Annotated in this window: 16 protein-coding genes; 15 read left to right on the top strand and 1 reads right to left on the bottom strand. The window is 52.6% G+C overall.

Annotation, left to right across the window (positions count from 1 at the left end):
* The first annotated feature begins 6 nt into the window (after positions 1 to 6).
* From G3I67_RS10110 to trmD, 15 genes are all read left to right on the top strand, one after another.
* Positions 7 to 1,272, top strand: coding sequence for a D-amino acid dehydrogenase (locus G3I67_RS10110; RefSeq protein ID WP_163654923.1), 1,266 nt, complete (start codon positions 7 to 9; stop codon positions 1,270 to 1,272).
* A complete protein-coding gene (locus tag G3I67_RS10105; protein ID WP_375539314.1) occupies positions 1,269 to 2,651 on the top strand; it encodes an extracellular solute-binding protein in 1,383 nt (460 codons plus the stop codon). The genes G3I67_RS10110 and G3I67_RS10105 overlap by 4 nt, the downstream gene beginning before the upstream one ends.
* A gap of 178 nt (positions 2,652 to 2,829) precedes the next feature.
* Positions 2,830 to 3,636 carry a toxin co-regulated pilus biosynthesis Q family protein gene (locus G3I67_RS10100; protein ID WP_163654921.1) on the top strand — a complete coding sequence of 269 codons (807 nt, stop codon included), beginning with the start codon at positions 2,830 to 2,832 and terminating at the stop codon, positions 3,634 to 3,636.
* Positions 3,636 to 5,234 carry a type II secretion system protein GspD gene (locus G3I67_RS10095; protein ID WP_163655200.1) on the top strand — a complete coding sequence of 533 codons (1,599 nt, stop codon included), beginning with the start codon at positions 3,636 to 3,638 and terminating at the stop codon, positions 5,232 to 5,234. Before G3I67_RS10100 ends, G3I67_RS10095 begins: the two co-directional genes overlap by 1 nt.
* Positions 5,224 to 6,564: a type IV pilus inner membrane component PilO gene (locus tag G3I67_RS10090; protein WP_163654919.1), complete on the top strand. Its 1,341-nt coding sequence runs from the start codon at positions 5,224 to 5,226 to the stop codon at positions 6,562 to 6,564. The genes G3I67_RS10095 and G3I67_RS10090 overlap by 11 nt, the downstream gene beginning before the upstream one ends.
* Positions 6,545 to 7,027: a hypothetical protein gene (locus G3I67_RS10085; RefSeq protein ID WP_163654917.1), complete on the top strand. Its 483-nt coding sequence runs from the start codon at positions 6,545 to 6,547 to the stop codon at positions 7,025 to 7,027. The genes G3I67_RS10090 and G3I67_RS10085 overlap by 20 nt, the downstream gene beginning before the upstream one ends.
* Entirely contained in the window at positions 7,024 to 8,784 is a 1,761-nt protein-coding gene (locus tag G3I67_RS10080; protein ID WP_235931852.1) for an ATPase, T2SS/T4P/T4SS family, read from the top strand. The genes G3I67_RS10085 and G3I67_RS10080 overlap by 4 nt, the downstream gene beginning before the upstream one ends.
* Positions 8,777 to 9,871 carry a type II secretion system F family protein gene (locus tag G3I67_RS10075; protein ID WP_163654915.1) on the top strand — a complete coding sequence of 365 codons (1,095 nt, stop codon included), beginning with the start codon at positions 8,777 to 8,779 and terminating at the stop codon, positions 9,869 to 9,871. Before G3I67_RS10080 ends, G3I67_RS10075 begins: the two co-directional genes overlap by 8 nt.
* 16 nt (positions 9,872 to 9,887) lie before the next feature.
* On the top strand, positions 9,888 to 10,490 hold the full coding sequence (locus G3I67_RS10070) for a type 4 pilus major pilin (protein WP_163654913.1): 603 nt from the start codon (positions 9,888 to 9,890) through the stop codon (positions 10,488 to 10,490).
* A gap of 6 nt (positions 10,491 to 10,496) precedes the next feature.
* Positions 10,497 to 11,561, top strand: coding sequence for a hypothetical protein (locus G3I67_RS10065; RefSeq protein WP_163654911.1), 1,065 nt, complete (start codon positions 10,497 to 10,499; stop codon positions 11,559 to 11,561).
* 129 nt (positions 11,562 to 11,690) lie between these two features.
* A complete protein-coding gene (alaS, locus tag G3I67_RS10060; RefSeq protein ID WP_163654909.1) occupies positions 11,691 to 14,333 on the top strand; it encodes an alanine--tRNA ligase in 2,643 nt (880 codons plus the stop codon).
* A gap of 19 nt (positions 14,334 to 14,352) precedes the next feature.
* Positions 14,353 to 14,604 (top strand): sulfurtransferase TusA family protein, encoded by a 252-nt coding sequence (locus G3I67_RS10055; RefSeq protein WP_163654907.1) that lies wholly within the window; start codon positions 14,353 to 14,355, stop codon positions 14,602 to 14,604.
* Positions 14,605 to 14,796: 192 nt separating this feature from the next.
* Complete coding sequence (gene rpsP / locus G3I67_RS10050; RefSeq protein ID WP_163654905.1) at positions 14,797 to 15,057, top strand: 30S ribosomal protein S16; 261 nt, start codon at positions 14,797 to 14,799, stop codon at positions 15,055 to 15,057.
* Between the two features lie 18 nt (positions 15,058 to 15,075).
* On the top strand, positions 15,076 to 15,738 hold the full coding sequence (gene rimM, locus G3I67_RS10045; protein WP_163654903.1) for a ribosome maturation factor RimM: 663 nt from the start codon (positions 15,076 to 15,078) through the stop codon (positions 15,736 to 15,738).
* A gap of 20 nt (positions 15,739 to 15,758) precedes the next feature.
* On the top strand, positions 15,759 to 16,547 hold the full coding sequence (gene trmD / locus G3I67_RS10040; RefSeq protein WP_163654900.1) for a tRNA (guanosine(37)-N1)-methyltransferase TrmD: 789 nt from the start codon (positions 15,759 to 15,761) through the stop codon (positions 16,545 to 16,547).
* On the opposite strand, the gene G3I67_RS10035 is transcribed toward trmD, so the two are convergent.
* Positions 16,519 to 19,392 carry a valine--tRNA ligase gene (locus G3I67_RS10035; RefSeq protein ID WP_163654898.1) on the bottom strand — a complete coding sequence of 958 codons (2,874 nt, stop codon included), beginning with the start codon at positions 19,390 to 19,392 and terminating at the stop codon, positions 16,519 to 16,521. The two genes, trmD and G3I67_RS10035, sit on opposite strands and share 29 nt — an antisense overlap.
* Positions 19,393 to 19,602: the final 210 nt, after the last annotated feature.

Raw genomic sequence — 19,602 nt, 5'->3', positions numbered from 1 at the left:
CTAACCATGAAGATCATTGTTCTCGGCGCAGGAGTCATTGGTGTCTCGACAGCTTGGTGGTTGAGTCAGGCCGGGCACGAGGTGATTGTGATCGAGCGCTCAACCGGACCGGCGCAGGAAACCAGTTTCGCCAATGGTGGACAGATTTCCGTATCTTACGCCGAGCCGTGGGCCAACCCGCAAGCCCCGCTCAAGCTTCTCAAATGGTTGTTCAAGGATGACGCGCCTTTGCTCTTCAGGCCTCAGCTCGATTGGAGGCAATGGATCTGGGGCGCGGCTTTTCTGCGCGAATGTTTGCCCGGTCGCTTAACGACTAACATTCGCGCGATGGTCAGAATGGCGCAGTACAGCCATTCGACTTTGCGTCAGATGCGGCGGGATTTGGGCATTCAATATAACCATCTCGAGCGCGGCATTTTGAATTTTTATCGCGATCACGCAGAGTTTGACTCATCCCAGGTCTCGGCTGATGTGATGAGGGATTTTGGTGTTGATCGTCGCATTGTTTCGGCAGATGAAGTCATCGCGATCGAACCTGCTTTGGCCGCACATCGATCTTCGATCGTTGGAGGCGACTACACTGTTGACGACGAAAGCGGTGACGCACATGTCTTTACCGTCGAGCTTGCCAAGTTGGCCGCATCTTCGGGCGTCGAGTTCAGGTATTCAAGTCAAGCTACAAGGATCTTGACTGAATCCGGTCGGGCTAAGGGTGTGGAGGTCATTGATCCGACTGGTGCCTATAGAAATATGCGTGCCGATGCGGTGGTGGTCGCACTTGGAAGTTTTTCTCCAAAGCTGCTGAATCCTCTGGGTGTTTCTTGCCTGATCTATCCGACCAAAGGGTATTCGGCTTCTTTCCCTATTTTGCATCCCGATGACGCGCCAACGGTTAGTCTCACCGACAGTGGACATAAGGTTGTTTACACTCGCCTTGGCAATGTACTTCGCATGGCGGGCACTGCCGAGCTATCCGGATATTCCAGAGACTTGAATCGCACGCGCTGCGAAGCAATGACGATGCAGGCACGTGAACTTTTTGGCAATATCCTCGATTTTGACAATGTTCAGTACTGGTCCGGGCTGCGCCCATCGACGCCATCAAACGTTCCTCTGATCGGACAAACATCCATTTCGAATTTGTATCTCAATAGCGGTCACGGCACTCTTGGCTGGACGATGGGAGTCGGCTCTTCCAGAGCACTGGCTGACCTGATTTCCGGCGTGCGACCCGAGCCCGAATTTCCCTTTCTTGGTCAAAAAAATTCATGATGTCTATTTTTAAAAGGACTGCCAGCTTGTCACACTTCAATCGCATTTCCGCAGCATTGGCCTCAACGTTGATGGCGGCCGGCATGGCGCATGCCAATCCCGTCGAAATCGAGGTTTGGCACACATTGAACGATTCGAATACAAAAGAATTCGAATCGATCGCCAAACAATTCAACAATGAGCAAAATGAAACCAGGGTCGTTTTGAAGCGATTCGAAAATCAAGAGGCCATGACGGGTCCGAAAGGCCGTGCGCAAGCCGCCTCGCGCAAGCCTAATTTGATTCAGTTGCAAGATAACCGCTCACCCGAACACACGGCTCAACATAAAGAGCTCATGCCAATGCATGAACTGTTGAAGCAATATCCGATCGCAGACCAGAAGTGGTTCCTTCCTTCAGCAACCGGTTTCGTGCGCGACAGCAATCAGCGTCTTTTGGCGTTTCCCTTCATGGCCGAAATCCCGGTGATGGTTTACAACACCGATGCATATAAAAAAGCAGGCCTTGATCCTGCCAAGCCCCCGGTGACGTGGATTGCGCTTCAGGGTGATCTGATCGCTGTGCGCGACAAGGCCGATTTTTTCGATTGTCCTTATGCCACTAGCCAGCAAGTGACGATTCACCTCGAAAACCTGGCTCCCCTGAACGACACGCAATATGTCACGCCCGATAATGGCCTTGTGAGTGTCAGGCAGCCTATGTTGAACTTTGATTCGACCTACATGCGCCACTTGTCGATCATGGTGAGCTGGACACGATCGAACCTGCTGACATTCCATACCAATGACAATGCGGCCGACGATATGTTTGCCAAGAAAAAATGCGCTGTTTTGACCACCGGCTCCGGTTCGATCGGGCAGTTGCTCAATACAAGGGACCTGAAATTTGCCGTAGCAAGCCTGCCGCATTATGAGCAGGTCAGCCGCGTTCCGGGTAAGCCTTTTGTCAGTGGTTCGGCTTTGTGGGCAGCCTCTGGTCATTCCAAAGAGCAAAATAAAGCTACGGTTGCATTCCTGGCTTATCTTGCCAAGCCTGTCATCGCTTCAGCCTGGCATCAGAAGACAGGATTTCTACCTTTGACGGATGCGGCATTCCGCACGGCCGATGTGGCTTTCTATGATCGTGTTCCGGGGGCACGCAAGCTTGTCCAGGACCTCAGCACGGGTACTGAAAAAAATAGCCGAGGCTTCCGCATCAATAATTATCCGAAGGTCGAGGCGATTCTGGATCGTGAATTGAATTCTGCGCTCAAGGGTAATACGCCTCCGGTTGCCGCACTCAACATTTCGATGGAAGAGTCCAAGCCATTGATGACAGATCCGAAGGCACCGGTGAATCCTGCTCCTGCAAAAAGCGCACCCGCAGCCAGAAAGAAGTAGTTTTCATTATCCGATGCGAATGACAAAGCATCGAATTGAAGTTTGATCGTAGTACATAACGGAGCCCAAGCGGGCTCCGTTTTTTTTGCTTCCGATTTATCCATGCGTGGTAGGCACAATTGTTTGCTCTACGATCACGCGTCAACATGATCGCCGTTTGATTTTTGGTTGATGATCTATGTTGATCGTACGGGTGTCGTGGTTGCTTTTGTGTGGACTGATGATTCAGGGATGCGCGGGATCGAGCCGCCCCAAAATCGGAGAGCATGAATCGAACGTATTGAGTCCAAGCGGCAAGCTTGATTTCGGCTGGAAACTATCCGGCGCACGTTCGATCGGACCAGTTCAGATGTTTTCGGACGCATCACGGATTTGGTTGCAATGGTCACCTCAGCAGACTATACCGATCATTCTGGCGACAGATGAAGAAGGTGAACATGTCCTGCCTTACACGCAACAGAATCCATACACAATCATTGCCGGGCACTGGCCCAGACTGACCTTTCGACATGGTCAGCTCAAAGCGCAGGCGCGACATATCCAGTCTACACAAGACTCCGGGCAAGAAAGCGTGAAAGCATCATCAGCTTCACAGAACTCAAAGTCCATTGCTGCAACATTGACAGCTGATCAAAATCCGAAAACTGATCAAGCGAATTCTGCCAGTCTTACATCCGGTTCAGTGACATTCTCGGTGACGCCTGAAGATCAGAATTTACGTCAGACATTGGTGCGTTGGGCAGGCATCAGTGGTTGGCATTTCCAGACTGAGCATTGGGGTGTGGATGTCGATATTCCTTTGGCCGGTGGTGCCAAGTTCGGAGATGACTTCATTACTTCGGTCCAGAGCCTGGTCGGTTCGACCGAGTTGTCCGATCGGCCCTTGCAACCGTGCTTTTATGCTAACCAGGTTTTGCGCGTTATTGCCCTTTCAGAGCCTTGTGACCGAACGACAACACCTGCAGTGGCAGGAGCACCGGCGTGATGTCGCGAGTCTTGTTCCTATTCCTGGCATTGTCGGCGCCGTTTCTGAATGGATGCTCCTTGCGTGACCGCTTGTTGCAACAGTCGGATCAAGCATCGCGGACACATCAGGCCATTCAAGACACGCGTCATGGTTTCAGGCAAGCGATCACCGGGGACCAGGTAAGACGTAATGCGCAAAGAGTCAACAAACCGTGGCTTGCAGGACGCGCCGTTCCGCTGGCGCGCGAGGCGACATTGCCGCAGGCATTGCGTAAAAACGTCGACACCACAATGATGTACCGGGGACCAAAGGAATCTCTTGTTGTTCTGGCTGAACGCATTACGCAGGCAACAGGCATTCCGGTAGTCATCAAACCCGAGGCATTATTGCCGGCTGAAAATTTCATGCCCAGATTGACAGTTTCCAGTCAAGCGGTCGTTGCGAGCATGCCTCAGACCGCGGCATTTGCTCAGGGACCACAACCTTTGTCCAAGGTTCTTGATGCGTTGTCCAGACGGCTGGGAATTTATTGGCGCTATCACAATGAAGCCATCGAGTTTTTCAGAACGCAGACTCGCATCTACGATGTCAAAGTATTGACGCTGACGGCACAGACCGATGCGCATTTAGGTAGATCTCCCGGAAATAAAGCGGGAGGATTCGATCATGCTTCACGTACCTCGCTTAGTTCGACGCAGCAACATTCAATCGAAGCCATTCGCGCCAGGCTCGAACCCTTTCTGACTCGTGCGGCAATTGTGGCTGCACAGCCGGGTGCCTTAACTTCTATTGTCGTGACCGATACACCGGAGGCACTTAATGCGATTGCGCAATACCTGGCGCAGGAAAATCGAATCATGTCCAGGCGAGTACGCTTGCTTTTTGAGGAAATCACGCTCGCAACAAAAGAAAATCTCGAGCTCGGACTAAATTGGGAAACGGTCTTGAATCAAGGGGCGCTAGCCGCATCCCTGGCGAGTCCGGCGATTGGGGTCGGGGTGGATGCAGCCCGAATCAATCTGACGGGATCGCATGGCGCAGTCCAAGGCAGTCAGGCCGTTCTTAAAGCGCTTTCCCAATACGGTACGGTTTTGCGCCACACAAGTGTTCCTGTCATGACGTTGAATCGAAGGCCTGTCACGCATGCGGTGCGTACGACTTTTACCTATATCGATCAAATCAAGACTGCGCTTGAGCCGGGTTCGACCAAACATGCAAATTCATCACTCGCCTCCTCGTCGGTGAGTCAGAAGGAGGAGACGGTTGGAACCTTTCTGACTCTTGTTCCGGATGCGCAAGAAGATGGACAAATCTTGCTATCGATTGCGTATGACAACACAGTTGCGCAGCCTCTCAAGTCAATTACGCTCGGTGATCAGGGACAACGTGTTCAGATCCAGCAGATCACGATTGACGGAAATGGCTCGGTTCAGCAAGTCGCGCTCAAGCCCGGACAGCCCATGTTGATTTCGGGGTTTGAACGAAAACAGGATGAAGTGGGGAAAGCTCGTCTGGCACCTGATTTACCTCTGGCGCTAGGTGGATCGGATCAATCCGGCCAGTCACGTCTCGCGACGCTAATCATGATTACTGCCCAAGCTGAAGATGGATTCTGAGCGCGCGATGGGCACGGTTAAAAAACAAAGTTTGCATCCGGATCATTCAAGAACGGCAATGATTTTGACTCATCCGGGAGGCCAACAACTTGTGTTCGGTTTGGATTGGACGCCATTGGTGGGGATCAATCCGCATAAGCAAGGCATCAAACAATCTCGTGCGTTGCGGGCGACACATTTCGTCATTGCGGGTGTCGGTGCGCGATCCCTGGGAATGACTCGGTTGAAATCGAAGCAGGCCGGGCGCAAGTCGCGCATGCATTCAGCCGCTGCGCATTATGCGCAAAAGCATTCGGCAGGCGCTTTCGCCTGTCTGATTCCTTTTGAAGGTCACGGATGCTGGATGGTGGCAAGTCATGCGGGTGCGGTTTTATCCAATACGGATCGCTGGTTTTCGGACTTGAACGCAGCCTACGAGGCAATTGAGCCTATCCAAACTCGATTTCCATTTCTACAGATTCAAACCGAGCCGACTCTCACAGATCAGGCGATGCCATCCTGGTTGCTGGAACAGTTATCCCCTTTGTCGCGATTGCAACCGGTCAAGCGCTTACGAAAATATTTTTTTATCCCTATCTTTTTGTTTTCGATACTTGGATGCATAGGCATTTATTCGCAAAAATATTTAATCCATACATCGGACATGACTCGTCAGGAAGCGCCCGATGCTCGGCATGAGTGGCAGAGAGCTTTGCGACGACTGGATTCACAGATCCCGATCCATCACTATCAAAGTTTGCTTGAATTGACTCGAACATGGCATGACGTCCCGGTGCATCCGGCAGGCTGGAAACTTCGGAATATCGAATGCGAAGCGGCCATGCCGGGCTGGAAGTGTGCGGCCCATTTCGACAGACAGCATAAATTTTCCCTAAACAGCGACCTTGAACGTCATCTGCCCGCGCAGTGGATTATGCATGCCTCGCCATTGGAAAGTGCCTCCTGGATTTGGCAGGTTCCGCATCGCCAAGCGCCTCATGATTGGGTCGTTGCATCCGAACCAGAAGACTGGATGTCATATCTGCAGCGCATCAGTTTGGCTTTTGATCATATTCGTATCGGCACCGGAGCCGTGCTCGGCGTTCAAGCTCCCTTGGACTCTCAGGGACGAGTTATTCCCATGCCTACAGAGTTGCCGATCTGGCGTTATCGCTCTTTTGCAGTGAAAGGGCCTATGCGTTCAGTCGTGATGCTTGAAGGGTTAAAGGTGCCTGTTCGGTGGCGACGAGCCAGATTGGAGATCGGGTCGTTTTCAGGTCAGGGACCGGCAAGTCATTCCGCATTGAATCTTGAATTGACGGGGGAGCTTTTTGAAACGTCCAAACCTTGATGCATGCATTCTCGCAAGATCGCTCTCGGGTCTGATTCTGTTTTTTTGCACGACTTTCGCAACGGGATCGGAACTCAAGAACGAAATGACCAAACAGGACCCCAGACTCGTGACTGTCGAGGAGTTGATGCAGCTTGACGCTCAGGCAGCATTACGTCTTGCCAGGCGGCATCAGTTCGATAACCCGCCAGGCATGTCTTCTCGTGCATCTGCCGAAATGTCGTCAAGCAATTCCTCGGCTCAATCCGCAAAGCCTGTCGTTCAAGCTATTTATGGAATAGGGCGCGCACTGACTGCGGAAGTTCAGCTTGGTCAAGAAGTCCATGTTCTTGGTCAGCGCAACCATCGCGTATCAGGTGGCGGAAATGATTCGTTGACGTTGGAACGTATCGATCCCCCTTGCGTGCATATCAAGAGAGATCAACAAAAAGAAATTCTGTGTTTGCAGCAGGTGCGCCCATGAAGCTGACAGCGTACGAACGCATGCCGCTCGACCAGAGTTGGCGCGCCCGCGCACATCAAGTGATCGATACGCATGAGCAGTTGTCTCGTTTGAACCCTGCTTTTGTCCGAACCCTGAGTCGTTCGCTAGGCGTGATGGCATTATCCGGACGCGTTTGTCCCGTTCTGTTCGAGGATGGTCGAGCAGGCGTGTTTGTTGTGGCTGAATATTGTCAGGACGATCAAACGCAGGCCGTATTGAAGCTTTTGGAGCAAAAGGGATTTCGACTGGTTGAGCCAAGCATTTTTGTACTTGCTTCGGCTCTTCTGATTGCAATTGATCGAACCGATCATGTGGAGCGACAGGGCGCTTCATACGCAGTTCAGTCGGATACGCCTGCGCAACGCTCCTCGCTTGGCGAATTGTTTAAAGAAATGATCACCTGGGCGGTGCGGCATGCCGCAAGCGATGTTCATTTAAATGTCGACAAGTTCAAGCAGGACTCATCGGTTTATTTCACGATTGGCGGTCGCTACCTATGTCCGGAACGCTATCGATATATTCCGACTGCGACCATGCTTGAAATGTTATCCGTTGCCTGGATGGGCGTACAAGGTGGTAACGGGGCGGTTTTCGATCCAATGATCGAGCAACAGGGCAGGCTTAATCTGAATTTAGTTGAATCTTCAGGCGTCACTCGATCGATAGCATTGCGTTGGGCCTCATTGGCGACTGATTCAGGACCCTCTGTTTGTTTGCGTTTGCTTGCGTCCCAACAACTGGAGTTGACGCCCGATTTACGCACGCTAGGTTATTTGGATTGTCAGATAAATGCTTTGCATCGCGCAAGATCATTGCAAGGTGGTGCAGTCATTTTGGCGGGGGTGGTCGGATCCGGTAAGTCAACCACAATCGCTACGCTGATGCGCGACATTCCAGCGGACCGTAAGGTCATCACGATCGAGGATCCGGTCGAATATCCTATCCCCAACGCGTTGCAAAATACGATTAGTCGCACGCTTGACGATCGGGACGGAAACTCGTTCGATATCAAGCTCAAGACAATCAAGCGATCAGCAATGAATGATTTGCTGATTGGAGAAATCCGAGACTCCGCGGGCGGACGCGCGCTAATGGATCTTGCAGGATGCGGAGTCAATTTGTACACCACGGTGCACGCTGGTTCTGTCTTGTTGATTCCGGATCGTCTGGCATCTAGCTTCATCGGAGTCGCGCGCGATTTGCTCGCCACGCCCGGCATTCTCAAGCTGCTGGTTTATCAAATGTTGCTGCCCCGCTTGTGTTCGATGTGTTCTATCGATTATTCAGGCTTGAAATCACATCAACAGCTAAGGGACTTCGAGGGGTTTACACGCGATGCGGATTGGCTTGATCGCTGGCTTGATGCAATCGAATCCTTGACACAGACGGATCGTCAGGTATTGAGGTTTCGTTCCCCAAGTGGTTGCAATACATGTCAATCGCGATCATTGCTTGCTTTGCCCGGAACAATCGGTCGAACGGTGGTGGCGGAAATGATCGAGCCGCAACGGGAGATGGAATTCCTTGATGGCGTTAAAAAACACAATGGTTTGGGATTGCTCAGGTGGTTCAACACCAGGCAATGCACCGCCTTGTCCCATCCCCTCATGACTGGAAAATCCGTTCACCAGGCTGCAATTTATAAAATGCTGATTGGTCAGATTGATCCTCGCGAGCTGGAAATTAGATTCGGCTCATTCTTGAATTCCGGACAAGGATGTGGTGCGAGTGTTTGATCAATTCAGGTTGACAGTCGCTGCACGGGGATTCAAGGCGCAACGGGCCGATTTTTATGATTATCTTGCCGATCTCATTGCAGTGACCGGTGGCGCAAAGACCTTATTGCAGATATTTCAGGACGATGCCGATCGGTATGGCGCGAGCAACAATAGAGGCGTTTTATCCAGGCACTGGGCGCAAAGGTTTCCTCAAACCGGGGGAGATTTATTCGCGACGTGGTTCGGCACCATTCCCACGGAAGATCTGGTTGCGATTCAGGCAGCACAGTATGCCGGCGCAGGCGCACTGGTGCAGACCCTTCGGCAGTTATCCGCAGTGGTCCGGGCAACCGATCTGGCGCAGCGGACATTTTTACGAACTGTTCTGACCGGTGGTCTGAGCCTGCTTGTGGCACTGGTTGCGATTTTATTGATTCCCTTTTTTACTGCCGACCAACTGACACGCGCGTTTTCCTCATTGCCGCCGGATTATTACGGTCCGATGTCTCAGTGGTTATTTAAGACGGCTGCAGTGTTGCGAAATGTTTGGTGGATGGCGTTGCCGGCGGTGGCAGGCATTGCCTGGTCCGGATTCTGGTCATTGCCGAATCTGATCGGGCCATTACGAAACTGGTTGGATACATGGGGAATTTGGCGCTTGTATCGGATTGTTCAGTCGATCAGATTTTTATCTTTGCTGGCGATCCTGCTTCAGCCTCGAGGCAATGTGACTGCACGGTTGCGTGACGCGTTATTGATCCAGCAAGTGGGATCAACGCCCTGGATGAACGACCACATCTCTTGCATGATGGAACGCATCGATCTCGGATTGGGGGTCACAGAATCGCTGGATACCGGATTGGTGGATGCGCAACTCTGGTGGTACTTCACCGATATGGTCAGCACGCTGGGCCTGGATGTGGGATTGCAACGCACTGCCGAAAGGGTGGCCGTGCATACCGTCAAGAAGCTTGCCGCTCAAGCACAGATTTTGCAATGGAGCATGCTGTTCATTTCGATCGCAATCGTGCTCGGGATTGCTTTTTGGCATTACCGAGTATTTGAAGAGCTCAGGCAGGGATTAAGTCTTTATTACGCCGGTTAATCACAAAGGAGTTGTTATGCAGGCATGTCAGTACGCAAACCAGCGCGGGTTTTCTTTAATAGAAATATCAATCGTTACTACTATCATGATGTTGATAGCCATTGTAGGAATTCCGGCAATTCAGGGCTATGTGATCGAAAGCAAAGTTCCTCGCGTGGCTGAAGAAATTCAGCGCGTTGTCGCAAGGCTGAAAGCCAGTACCCACGGATTTGGATCCATGCCCTATGCGGGAATTGATTCGTCGACCTTGGTGAACACGCTGAGATCTTCGAGTGTGGTGTCTGTGACGGGGAAGGGGGCTGATGCAAGCGTTGCTCACGGGCTTGGAGGAATAGGTACAAATGGCCGCGGAGTAATCGAAGCCTCACCTTCATCAACATTGGGTGCACCGATTGGATCTGCTTTTTCTCTGACCTTCAACGATGTGAATCATGCCGCATGTCCGGCATTGGCTTCCATCTTGCAACGTATCGCTGAAACGGTAACGATATCGGGGCAGTCTGGACCGGCAACAGTCAAAAACGTAACGAGTGAACCACCTATGCCCTACAACTCGATTCTGGCTGACGCGCAATGTGCTTCGGGCGATCGCAATACATTCGTTTTTACGATTCGCTGATATCGGATGCGAAACAATCCGGGTTGCCCTCAGAGGCTGCACGACAGGTCGGGCAAGAAGCAATTTAAGCAGCAATGTGGTTTTGCCATATTCGAACTTGTGCTGGTCATCATGATCACTACATTAATTGGTATTTGGGGTGCATCGACCTGGATGCGGCAAATCGACGAGGCGGCAGCCCAGGCAACAGGCGTTTGGCTCCATGCAGTCAAAAAAGCTGTGGATCAAATGCTGAAGGGACAGGCTGATGTGTTGACTGGCATTGTCGATATCGGTCCGGACGGTTCGCGTTATCAAGACTTGCGACGACCATCTGTAGGCGAATTGATCGAAGCAGGTCATTTACCTAAAAATTTCACGCTTCAACCACCATTAAAGTTCGAAATCGGAATTCGCGTCTTGCCGGCGCAAGAGGGGTGTCGTGACCATGGATGCAAACTCGAAGCCTTGATTTTGGCGCAACCGATCGGAATGAAGCCCGAGCATGCGCAGGATCTCAATAGGATTGGCAAGATTCTGATGGCGATGGACGGTCAGGGTGCAAGCGTCCATCCTCTTGTGCCTTCACGAATCAAGGGGGCGCAGATCGATGTGTCGAATCCGCCTTTGCCGGATATGCCTGCCTTAATGCCAGGGAGCATCGTGACGCAGAGTTTTTACGATTCAACTGTGTCGACCGAATTTGTTCGTCGAAATGAAAAGCGACATACCGAGTTGGATACATCGGTAACGGTCAAGGGGCGTTTATCGGCGGGCGAATATTTGCAAATTCAAGGGCAGGCGAGCGAATTTTCGGCATGTCAGCCTGATGGATTGGTCGCCCGGGCTGAGGACGGAGAGTTACTCGTCTGCAACCAGGGGCGATGGAGCGCACCGGGCGGACGCTTCGGCGGCGCTTATATCCTGCACGGTATGTACGGTTGCATGAACTCGGGCACAGAGGTGGCAATGATTAACCCCTTGACCGGGTGGTGCAGTTGCCCCAGGGGGTATAGCCCCATGCAGGTTTCAAGCTGGCAGCAATATATGGATGACTATGACCGTGTCCATACGTTTATCTGCCTGAAGTGAACCTGACTCGTCAAAGGCATCGTAGACACTATAATCGGCAATTCGCCTGGGTTTCGATCAAATCCGATAACCAGTCATATTTAATCGGCTTGCTTAACAAGCCCATTTAACCGCTCGAAGAAAAGTACGATGAAAACGTCCGAGATCCGTCAGAAATTTCTGCAGTATTTTCAGTCCAAGGGGCACACCGTCGTGCCTTCGTCGTCGCTGGTGCCCGCCAACGATCCGACGCTGCTGTTTACCAATTCTGGCATGGTGCAGTTCAAGGATGTCTTTACAGGCAAGGATAACCGGCCCTATACGCGGGCAACTTCTTCCCAGCGCAGCGTGCGCGCGGGCGGCAAACACAACGATCTTGAGAACGTAGGCTATACCGCGCGCCACCATACTTTTTTCGAAATGCTGGGTAATTTCAGCTTCGGAGATTATTTCAAGCGTGATGCCATTGCTTTTGCCTGGACATTGCTGACTGAAGTGTACGGACTTCCCAAAGAAAAGCTTTGGGTTACTGTCTACCAGGAAGACGACGAAGCCTATGGCATTTGGCAAAACGAAATCGGTGTGCCGGCCGAACGAATCATTCGTATTGGTGACAATAAAGGTGCCCGGTACGCATCCGACAACTTCTGGCAAATGGCCGACACCGGTCCGTGCGGCCCGTGTACAGAGATTTTCTATGACCATGGCCCCGATATCTGGGGTGGCCCTCCCGGATCGCCAGAAGAAGATGGTGATCGCTATATCGAGATCTGGAATCTCGTGTTCATGCAGTTCGAGCGCGATGCAGCCGGCAACATGACACCGCTACCCAAGCCCTGCGTTGACACCGGCATGGGACTTGAGCGGATTGCTGCAGTTTTGCAGCACGTTCATTCGAATTACGAGATCGATTTGTTTGTAGCGTTGATTGCAGCCGCTGCCCGTGAAACCGGATGCAAGGATCTGAGCAACAACTCGCTAAAAGTGATCGCGGACCACATCCGCGCTTGCTGCTTCCTGATTGTCGATGGCGTGATTCCAAGTAATGAGGGCAGGGGATATGTGCTGCGCCGGATCATTCGTCGTGCCTTGCGTCACGGCTACCAGTTGGGTCAGACCAAGCCATTCTTTCACCGCCTGGTCGCCGACCTGGTGAAAGAAATGGGTGACGCCTATCCCGAGCTCGTCAAAGCGTCAGCGCGCGTCGAACAAGTGCTGCGCCAGGAAGAAGAACGTTTTGGAGAAACACTCGAACATGGCATGAAAATTCTGGATGCGGCGATTGCCGCGTTACCCGCCGCCAAGTCGACCGACGGCTCGGGCCAGATTCTTGACGGACAGACACTGTTCACGCTGTATGACACTTATGGATTCCCTGTTGACTTGACTGCCGATATTTGTCGGGAGCGCAACGTTGATGTCGATCTGGCCGGATTCGATTCCGCAATGGAAAAGCAACGTGATCAGGCGCGTGCGGCAGGCAAGTTCAAGATGGCAGAAGGCTTGACCTATTCCGGCCCCCAGACCGTATTTGAAGGTTACGACCATCTGCAGGCCGAGGGTAAAGTTATTGCTCTGTATGTTGGGGGTAGCCAGGTTGATCGATTACAAGCCGGTCAGGACGGCATTGTTGTTCTCGATGTCACTCCTTTTTATGCCGAATCCGGTGGCCAGGTTGGCGATCAGGGCTTATTAACCGCATCGACCGGCCAATTCGTTGTCCAGGATACGCAGAAAATTCAACCGGGCGTGTTTGGCCATCATGGCAAACTTGAGTCCGGCTCCCTGTCCGTGGGAGATCATGTCAAAGCTGCTGTCGATATCGGGTTGCGCGCCCGCACGATTCGGAATCATTCGGCTACGCACTTGATGCACAAGGCATTGCGCCAGGTGCTGGGCAGTCATGTACAACAGCGCGGATCGCTGGTAGATCCGGATAAGACCCGTTTTGACTTTGCCCATGATTCACAGCTCTCGGCTCAGGAAATCGCGCAGGTCGAGCAAATCGTCAATGAAGAAATTCTCGCCAATCACGCCACACAGGCTCAAGTGATGTCCTATGACGATGCGGTCAAGGGCGGGGCGATGGCGTTATTCGGCGAAAAGTATGGCGATACGGTTCGTGTGCTGGACATCGGGTTTTCTCGCGAGTTGTGCGGTGGTACACACGTTGCACGCACCGGGGATATCGGATTGTTCAAAGTGGTTTCCGAGGGCGGCGTGGCTGCAGGGGTTCGTCGTATCGAGGCCGTCACCGGCACAAATGCTTTGGCCTGGGTGCAGAACTTGAATGCGACTGCTCAGCGCGCCGCTGCGGCATTGAAAACCCTGCCTGCGGAGTTGCCCGAACGTATTGCTTTAATGCAAGAGCAGATGAAGTCACTCGAAAAAGAACTTGAGCAAGCGCGCGCCAAGCTTGCTTCGAGTGCGGGTCAAGCGCTTACGGATCAGGCTGTGGCGGTATCGGCCGGTTTCAAGCTGCTTGTGACTGAAGTAAAAGGCGTGGATCCCAAGGATTTGCGCTCCATGGTGGATCAATTGAAAGATCGTCTTAAGTCTGCTGTGGTGTTGCTGGCAGCGCAGGCTGCAGATGGAAAAATCAGCTTGGTCGCCGGGGTGACTTCGGACGTGACTGCTAAAGTCAAGGCGGGTGATCTGGTTGGTTTCGTCGCAGGACAGGTTGGCGGCAAAGGTGGCGGTCGTCCCGATATGGCCATGGGAGGCGGAACGGATGTTGCCGCGCTGCCGGCTGCTTTGGCTAGTGTTCAGAGCTGGGTTGAAGGGCGAGCCTGATATGGAGTCGGATGCACAGATGGATTCGACTGCCCAAACCCATCCTGAGTCCAATCATACCGTCGATGCAACGGGACTAGCGTGTCCGTTGCCGATTTTGCGTGCAAAAAAAGCCTTGGCCGTTATACAGAGTGGTGAGGTTTTGCAGGTTATCACCACTGATCGGGGTGCGATCAGGGATTTTCAGGCGTTTTGCCGGCAAACCGGTAACGAGCTTTTAACTCAGATAGAACAAGAAGGTAAGGTTTTTCACTACCTGAGACGTCGTTAATTCGCATTCTCGTTCATTCGCATTTCTTAGTCGACTTTTTTGCGAGTCGTGCTTACTGAAGAGCGTCTTTAGGATCGCGGTTTGTCGTTTTTTAAACCGCTTTTCATAAGATTTGCAGTGGCTATGTGACCATATTCTTAAACGATGCTATAATCATCGGCTTTACTGAACATTTTCAAGGGATTACCTATTATGGTGGTGATTCGCCTGGCCCGCGGTGGCTCTAAAAAGCGTCCTTTCTACAACCTCGTTGCGACCGATTCCCGTGATCGTCGTGATGGTCGTTTCATCGAGCGAGTTGGTTTTTACAACCCTGTCGCCAATGAAAAAGAAGAAGGTCTGCGTATCGCTCTTGACCGAGTTAGCTACTGGACTGGTGTTGGTGCTCAACTGTCACCAGCAGTTGCTCGCCTGGTTAAAGAGTTCTCTGCAAAAGCTGCTGTTGCAGCCTAATTGATCCGGCCGATATCCATGGCTGATGCTGGCGCGAACAAAGCGCCTGATGACCTGGTTGAACTGGGTCGTGTCGTATCAGCCTATGGTGTCAAGGGTTGGATCAAGGTGCAGCCTCATTCTGCTCAAGCTGAAGTTTTAAGGGCTGCACCCGTATGGTGGCTTTGCTCGTCTGCGCCACCTCCCTCAATCGGGAAGTCTTCGGGACGAGCTTCTACCATCCACGCATATCCTGTTAAGCAGGTTCGCCCCCAAGGTGCGACTGTTGTTGCCTGCCTGTCCGGCGTAGATGATCGTGATATTGCTGAAGCCATGCGAGGCTTCACAGTACATGTCTCTCGCAAAGATTTTCCGGCAGCCAAGTCGGACGAGTTCTATTGGATCGATCTGGTGGGCTGCATGGTTTTTGGCCCAGGTATGATTTCCGACGACGTTGCTGATTCTCCCAGCGATTCTTCCCTGATTCTTTACGGTCAGGTGTCTGAGGTCGTCGACAACGGTGCCCACGCTTTATTGCGGGTCAACCTGCTCAAGCAACCTGATCAGGATGCTGCCGCCACTGAAGTGCTGGACGCAAAGGGTAGACCTGTGGATATTCTGATTCCTTTCGTTTCAGCTCATGTGCCCAATGTTGATATCGCGGCACGACGTATAGAAACGAATTGGCCCCTGGATTACTAAGCTTTTCCTGGCCTGAACTCATGCGTATCGACGCCATGACATTGTTTCCCGATATGTTCGGAATCGTTCGCGACTCTGGCGTGACCGGGCGTGCGCATACGCAAAAGCTGTGGTCCATGCATGCATGGAATCCACGCGACTTCACTCATGATGTGCATCGCACGGTTGATGATCGCCCCTACGGAGGTGGTCCGGGCATGGTGATGATGGCAGAGCCTCTCGAAAAGACTCTTGAAGCGATCAGGATTGATCGGGCAGCGTCCGATTCGCAGGATGTGCCTGTTGTTTTGTTATCCCCGATCGGAAAACCGTTCAAGCAAGCGACCGCAAGTCGCCTGGCTGCATCAGCCGGTGCTATTTTTGTCTGTGGTCGTTACGAGGGCATCGATCAACGCTTTATAGACAAGCACGTCGATGAGCAATGGTCCTTGGGTGATTTTGTATTGTCCGGTGGCGAAATCGCCGCGATTGCAATGATTGACGCCGCAGTTCGTTTATTGCCCGGGGCGTTGCACCATGGCGATTCTTCTTTGCAGGACTCGTTTCAGGACTCTCTTTCAGGTTTGCTGGATAGCCCGCATTACACGCGACCCGAGTCGCTGGAAGGGGCGGATCCGATTCCGCCCGTTTTGCTTTCCGGAAATCATGCCAACATCGCCAAATGGCGACGTCAGCAATCTTTGATGGTCACGGCAAAGTACCGCCCGGACTTGATATCGCGGGCTCGCGAAAACGGGTTGTTGAGCCGCGATGATGAGAGATTTCTGAAAGAAATTTCAATCAATTCAAGCGATCACGCTGCGCCTTGACCTTATCCAGAGTCTCGGCAAATTGCGCCATTCTCAGTTTTTCTTGTTCGACTACGGCTGCCGGCGCACGGGCGACGAACGATTCGTTCGAGAGCTTGGCACTGGCTTTACCGATTTCGCCTTCAAGCCGTGCGATTTCTTTGTCCAGGCGCGCCTTTTCAGCCGCGACGTCAATCTCGACCTTGAGCATCAACCGGGTATCTCCGACGACCTGAACGGGTGAGCCATCCTCGACGAGCGTATCGACCACATCTACCGCGGATAACTTGGCCAGCGATTGCAGATAGGGCGCGTTTTGCAGCAACATTTCGCGAGGGCCTTGCGCGATTAAAGGCGCACGCAGAGCGGGCGACAGATTCATTTCGCCTCGCAAAGCACGAACGGCGTCGATTTGCTGCTTGAGCAGGTCGAGTTGTGCGCAAGCCTCTTGATCGATCGCGGACAGATTTGCGCGCGGATAAGGCTGAACCGAAATGCTTGCTGCCTGATCGGGGGATCGCTTGCCTGCAACAACCGAAACCTTTTGCCAAAGTTCTTCAGTGATGAAAGGCATGATCGGGTGCAGCAGGCGCAACACAACTTCAAGCACGCGGATGAGTGTTCTGCGCGTGGCGCGCTGTTCATCGGGCGTGCCGTTCTGGATGCGCACCTTGGCGAGTTCAAGGTACCAGTCGCAATACTCGTCCCAAACGAAGTGATAGAGCGCATTGGCGATGTTATCGAAGCGATAATCTGCGAAACCCTTTGCGACATCTTGCTCAAGCAGCTGCAATTGGCTGATGATCCATTTATCCACAAATCCCAGAGATGCATTGTCGACTTCGGACAAGTCCTGGCCTTCGGTGTTCATCAGAACGAATCGTGTCGCGTTCCAAAGCTTGTTGCAGAAGTTGCGATAGCCTTCGCAGCGTTTCAGGTCGAAATTGATATTGCGACCAAGCGTCGCGTAGGCAGCCATCGTAAAGCGCAACGCATCGGCGCCAAAGGCCGGGATGCCCTCCGGGAAATGTTTGCGCGTCGTCTTTTCGATTTGTCCGGCTTGTTTTGGATTCATCAAGCCGAAAGTACGTTTGCCCACGAGCGTTTCAAGGTCGACGCCATCGATCAGGTCAACCGGGTCAAGCGTATTGCCCTTGGACTTGCTCATTTTCTGGCCCTCGGCGTCCCGAATCAAGCCATGCACATATACATGTTTGAAAGGAACTTTTCCGGTCAGATGCGTTGTCATCATGACCATGCGTGCGACCCAGAAGAAGATGATGTCAAAGCCGGTCACAAGGACACTGGAGGGCAGGTAGCGATTCAGGTCGGGCGTTTGTTCGGGCCAGCCCATTGTTGTGAATGGGACCAGAGCGGATGAAAACCAGGTGTCCAGAACATCAGGATCGCGCTTGAGTAGCCCGGTCACGCCTGCTGCCAGTGCCTGTGCCTTGGCGTCCTCTTCGTTGTGTCCGACAAAAACCTGACCATCTTCCGAATACCAGGCAGGGATTTGGTGCCCCCACCACAGTTGACGCGAAATGCACCAGTCCTGAATGTTTTCGAGCCACTGGTTGTAGGTGGTTGTCCAGTTTTGTGGATAGAACTGAATGTCGCCTTTGGCGACAACATCCAGTGCAACTTCTGTGATGCTTTTACCGGGGTGGATGGATCCTTCAGGCGCGGGCTTGCTCATCGCGACGAACCACTGATCGGTCAGCATGGGCTCGAGCACTTCGTTGGTGCGGTCGCCGCGAGGCTGCATCATTTTGTGTGCGTCGACCTTGACTAGAAATCCCTGCGCTTCAAGTTCGGCAACGACGGCCTTGCGCGCGACAAAGCGGTCCATGCCCTGGAACTGTTTGGGGCCATTCTCATTGATGCGTGCATCCAGCGTAAAAATAACGATCAGCGGCAACTTGTGGCGCATCGAGCAGGCATAGTCGTTAAAGTCGTGCGCGCCGGTGATCTTCAGGCAGCCGGTGCCAAATTCGCGATCAACGAAATCATCGGCGATGATCGGAATTTGACGATCGCACAGGGGCAGGTCGACCAATTTTCCGACCAGATGCTTGTATCGGACGTCATCGGGATGAACACACAGCGCACCGTCGGCCAGCATGGTCTCGGGACGAGTTGTGGCAATCGTCATGCCTGTGATCACTTCTGTGGTGCCATCTTCGTGGGTGATGGTTTGCGGCCCGTCCACAAAGGGATATCGAATATGCCAGAGGTGTCCATCGGCTTCGACGGACTGGACTTCGAGATCGGAGACGGCGGTCAGCAGTTTAGGATCCCAGTTAACCAGGCGCTTGCCACGGTATATCAGTCCCTGTTTAAAAAGCCGGACAAAAGTTTCGACCACGCCGGCCGACATCTGCTTGTCCATGGTGAAGTATTCGCGTGGCCAGTCGGCCGATGCTCCCAGACGGCGAATCTGGCTGGTGATGGTGTTGCCTGAAAGCTCTTTCCATTCCCAGACTTTTTCTACAAATTTCTCGCGCCCAAGGTCGTGGCGCGAGATTTTTTGGGCGTCCAGTTGACGCTCAACCACGATTTGTGTCGCAATGCCGGCGTGATCCGTGCCTGGAACAAAAACTGTATCGTCACCCAGCATGCGGTGGTAGCGCATCAACCCATCCATGATGGTATGGTTAAACGCATGCCCCATGTGAAGCGTGCCCGTCACATTCGGTGGAGGAAACTGGATCACGTAAGGGGCACCGGTCGCATTGGCATCTTTGACGTGTTGCCCGGCGGCAAAATACCCCCGGCTCTCCCATTCTTTGTACCAGCGCGCCTCGAGGTCGGCAGGCTCAAAGCTTTTGGAAAGTTCTCCTAAAAGGGGCATCGTCGGTTGGTTCATCTAATTGTCCGGTAGTTGGGCCGGCAACTCCGCCCTCAAAAAAGGGGGGGTGCCATATATATTCAAGCCCTCTATTTTAGGGTGTTGTTGGGCTGTGTGGCGTGCTAGAATGCCGGGTTAGGGTGAATATAAGCAAAGTCCCTGTTTTTATTAGGATTTATCTAGACATGATTTGTCTGGATTTTGGGTCCGGTTAAGAAGTTCGCAGAT

It is taken from the genome of Sheuella amnicola, assembly GCF_010499255.1.
Classification (GTDB): Bacteria; Pseudomonadota; Gammaproteobacteria; order Burkholderiales; family Burkholderiaceae_B; genus Zwartia; species Zwartia amnicola.
Note: the sequence above shows the minus strand (reverse complement) of the source record. Positions and strands in the feature narration are given on the sequence as shown.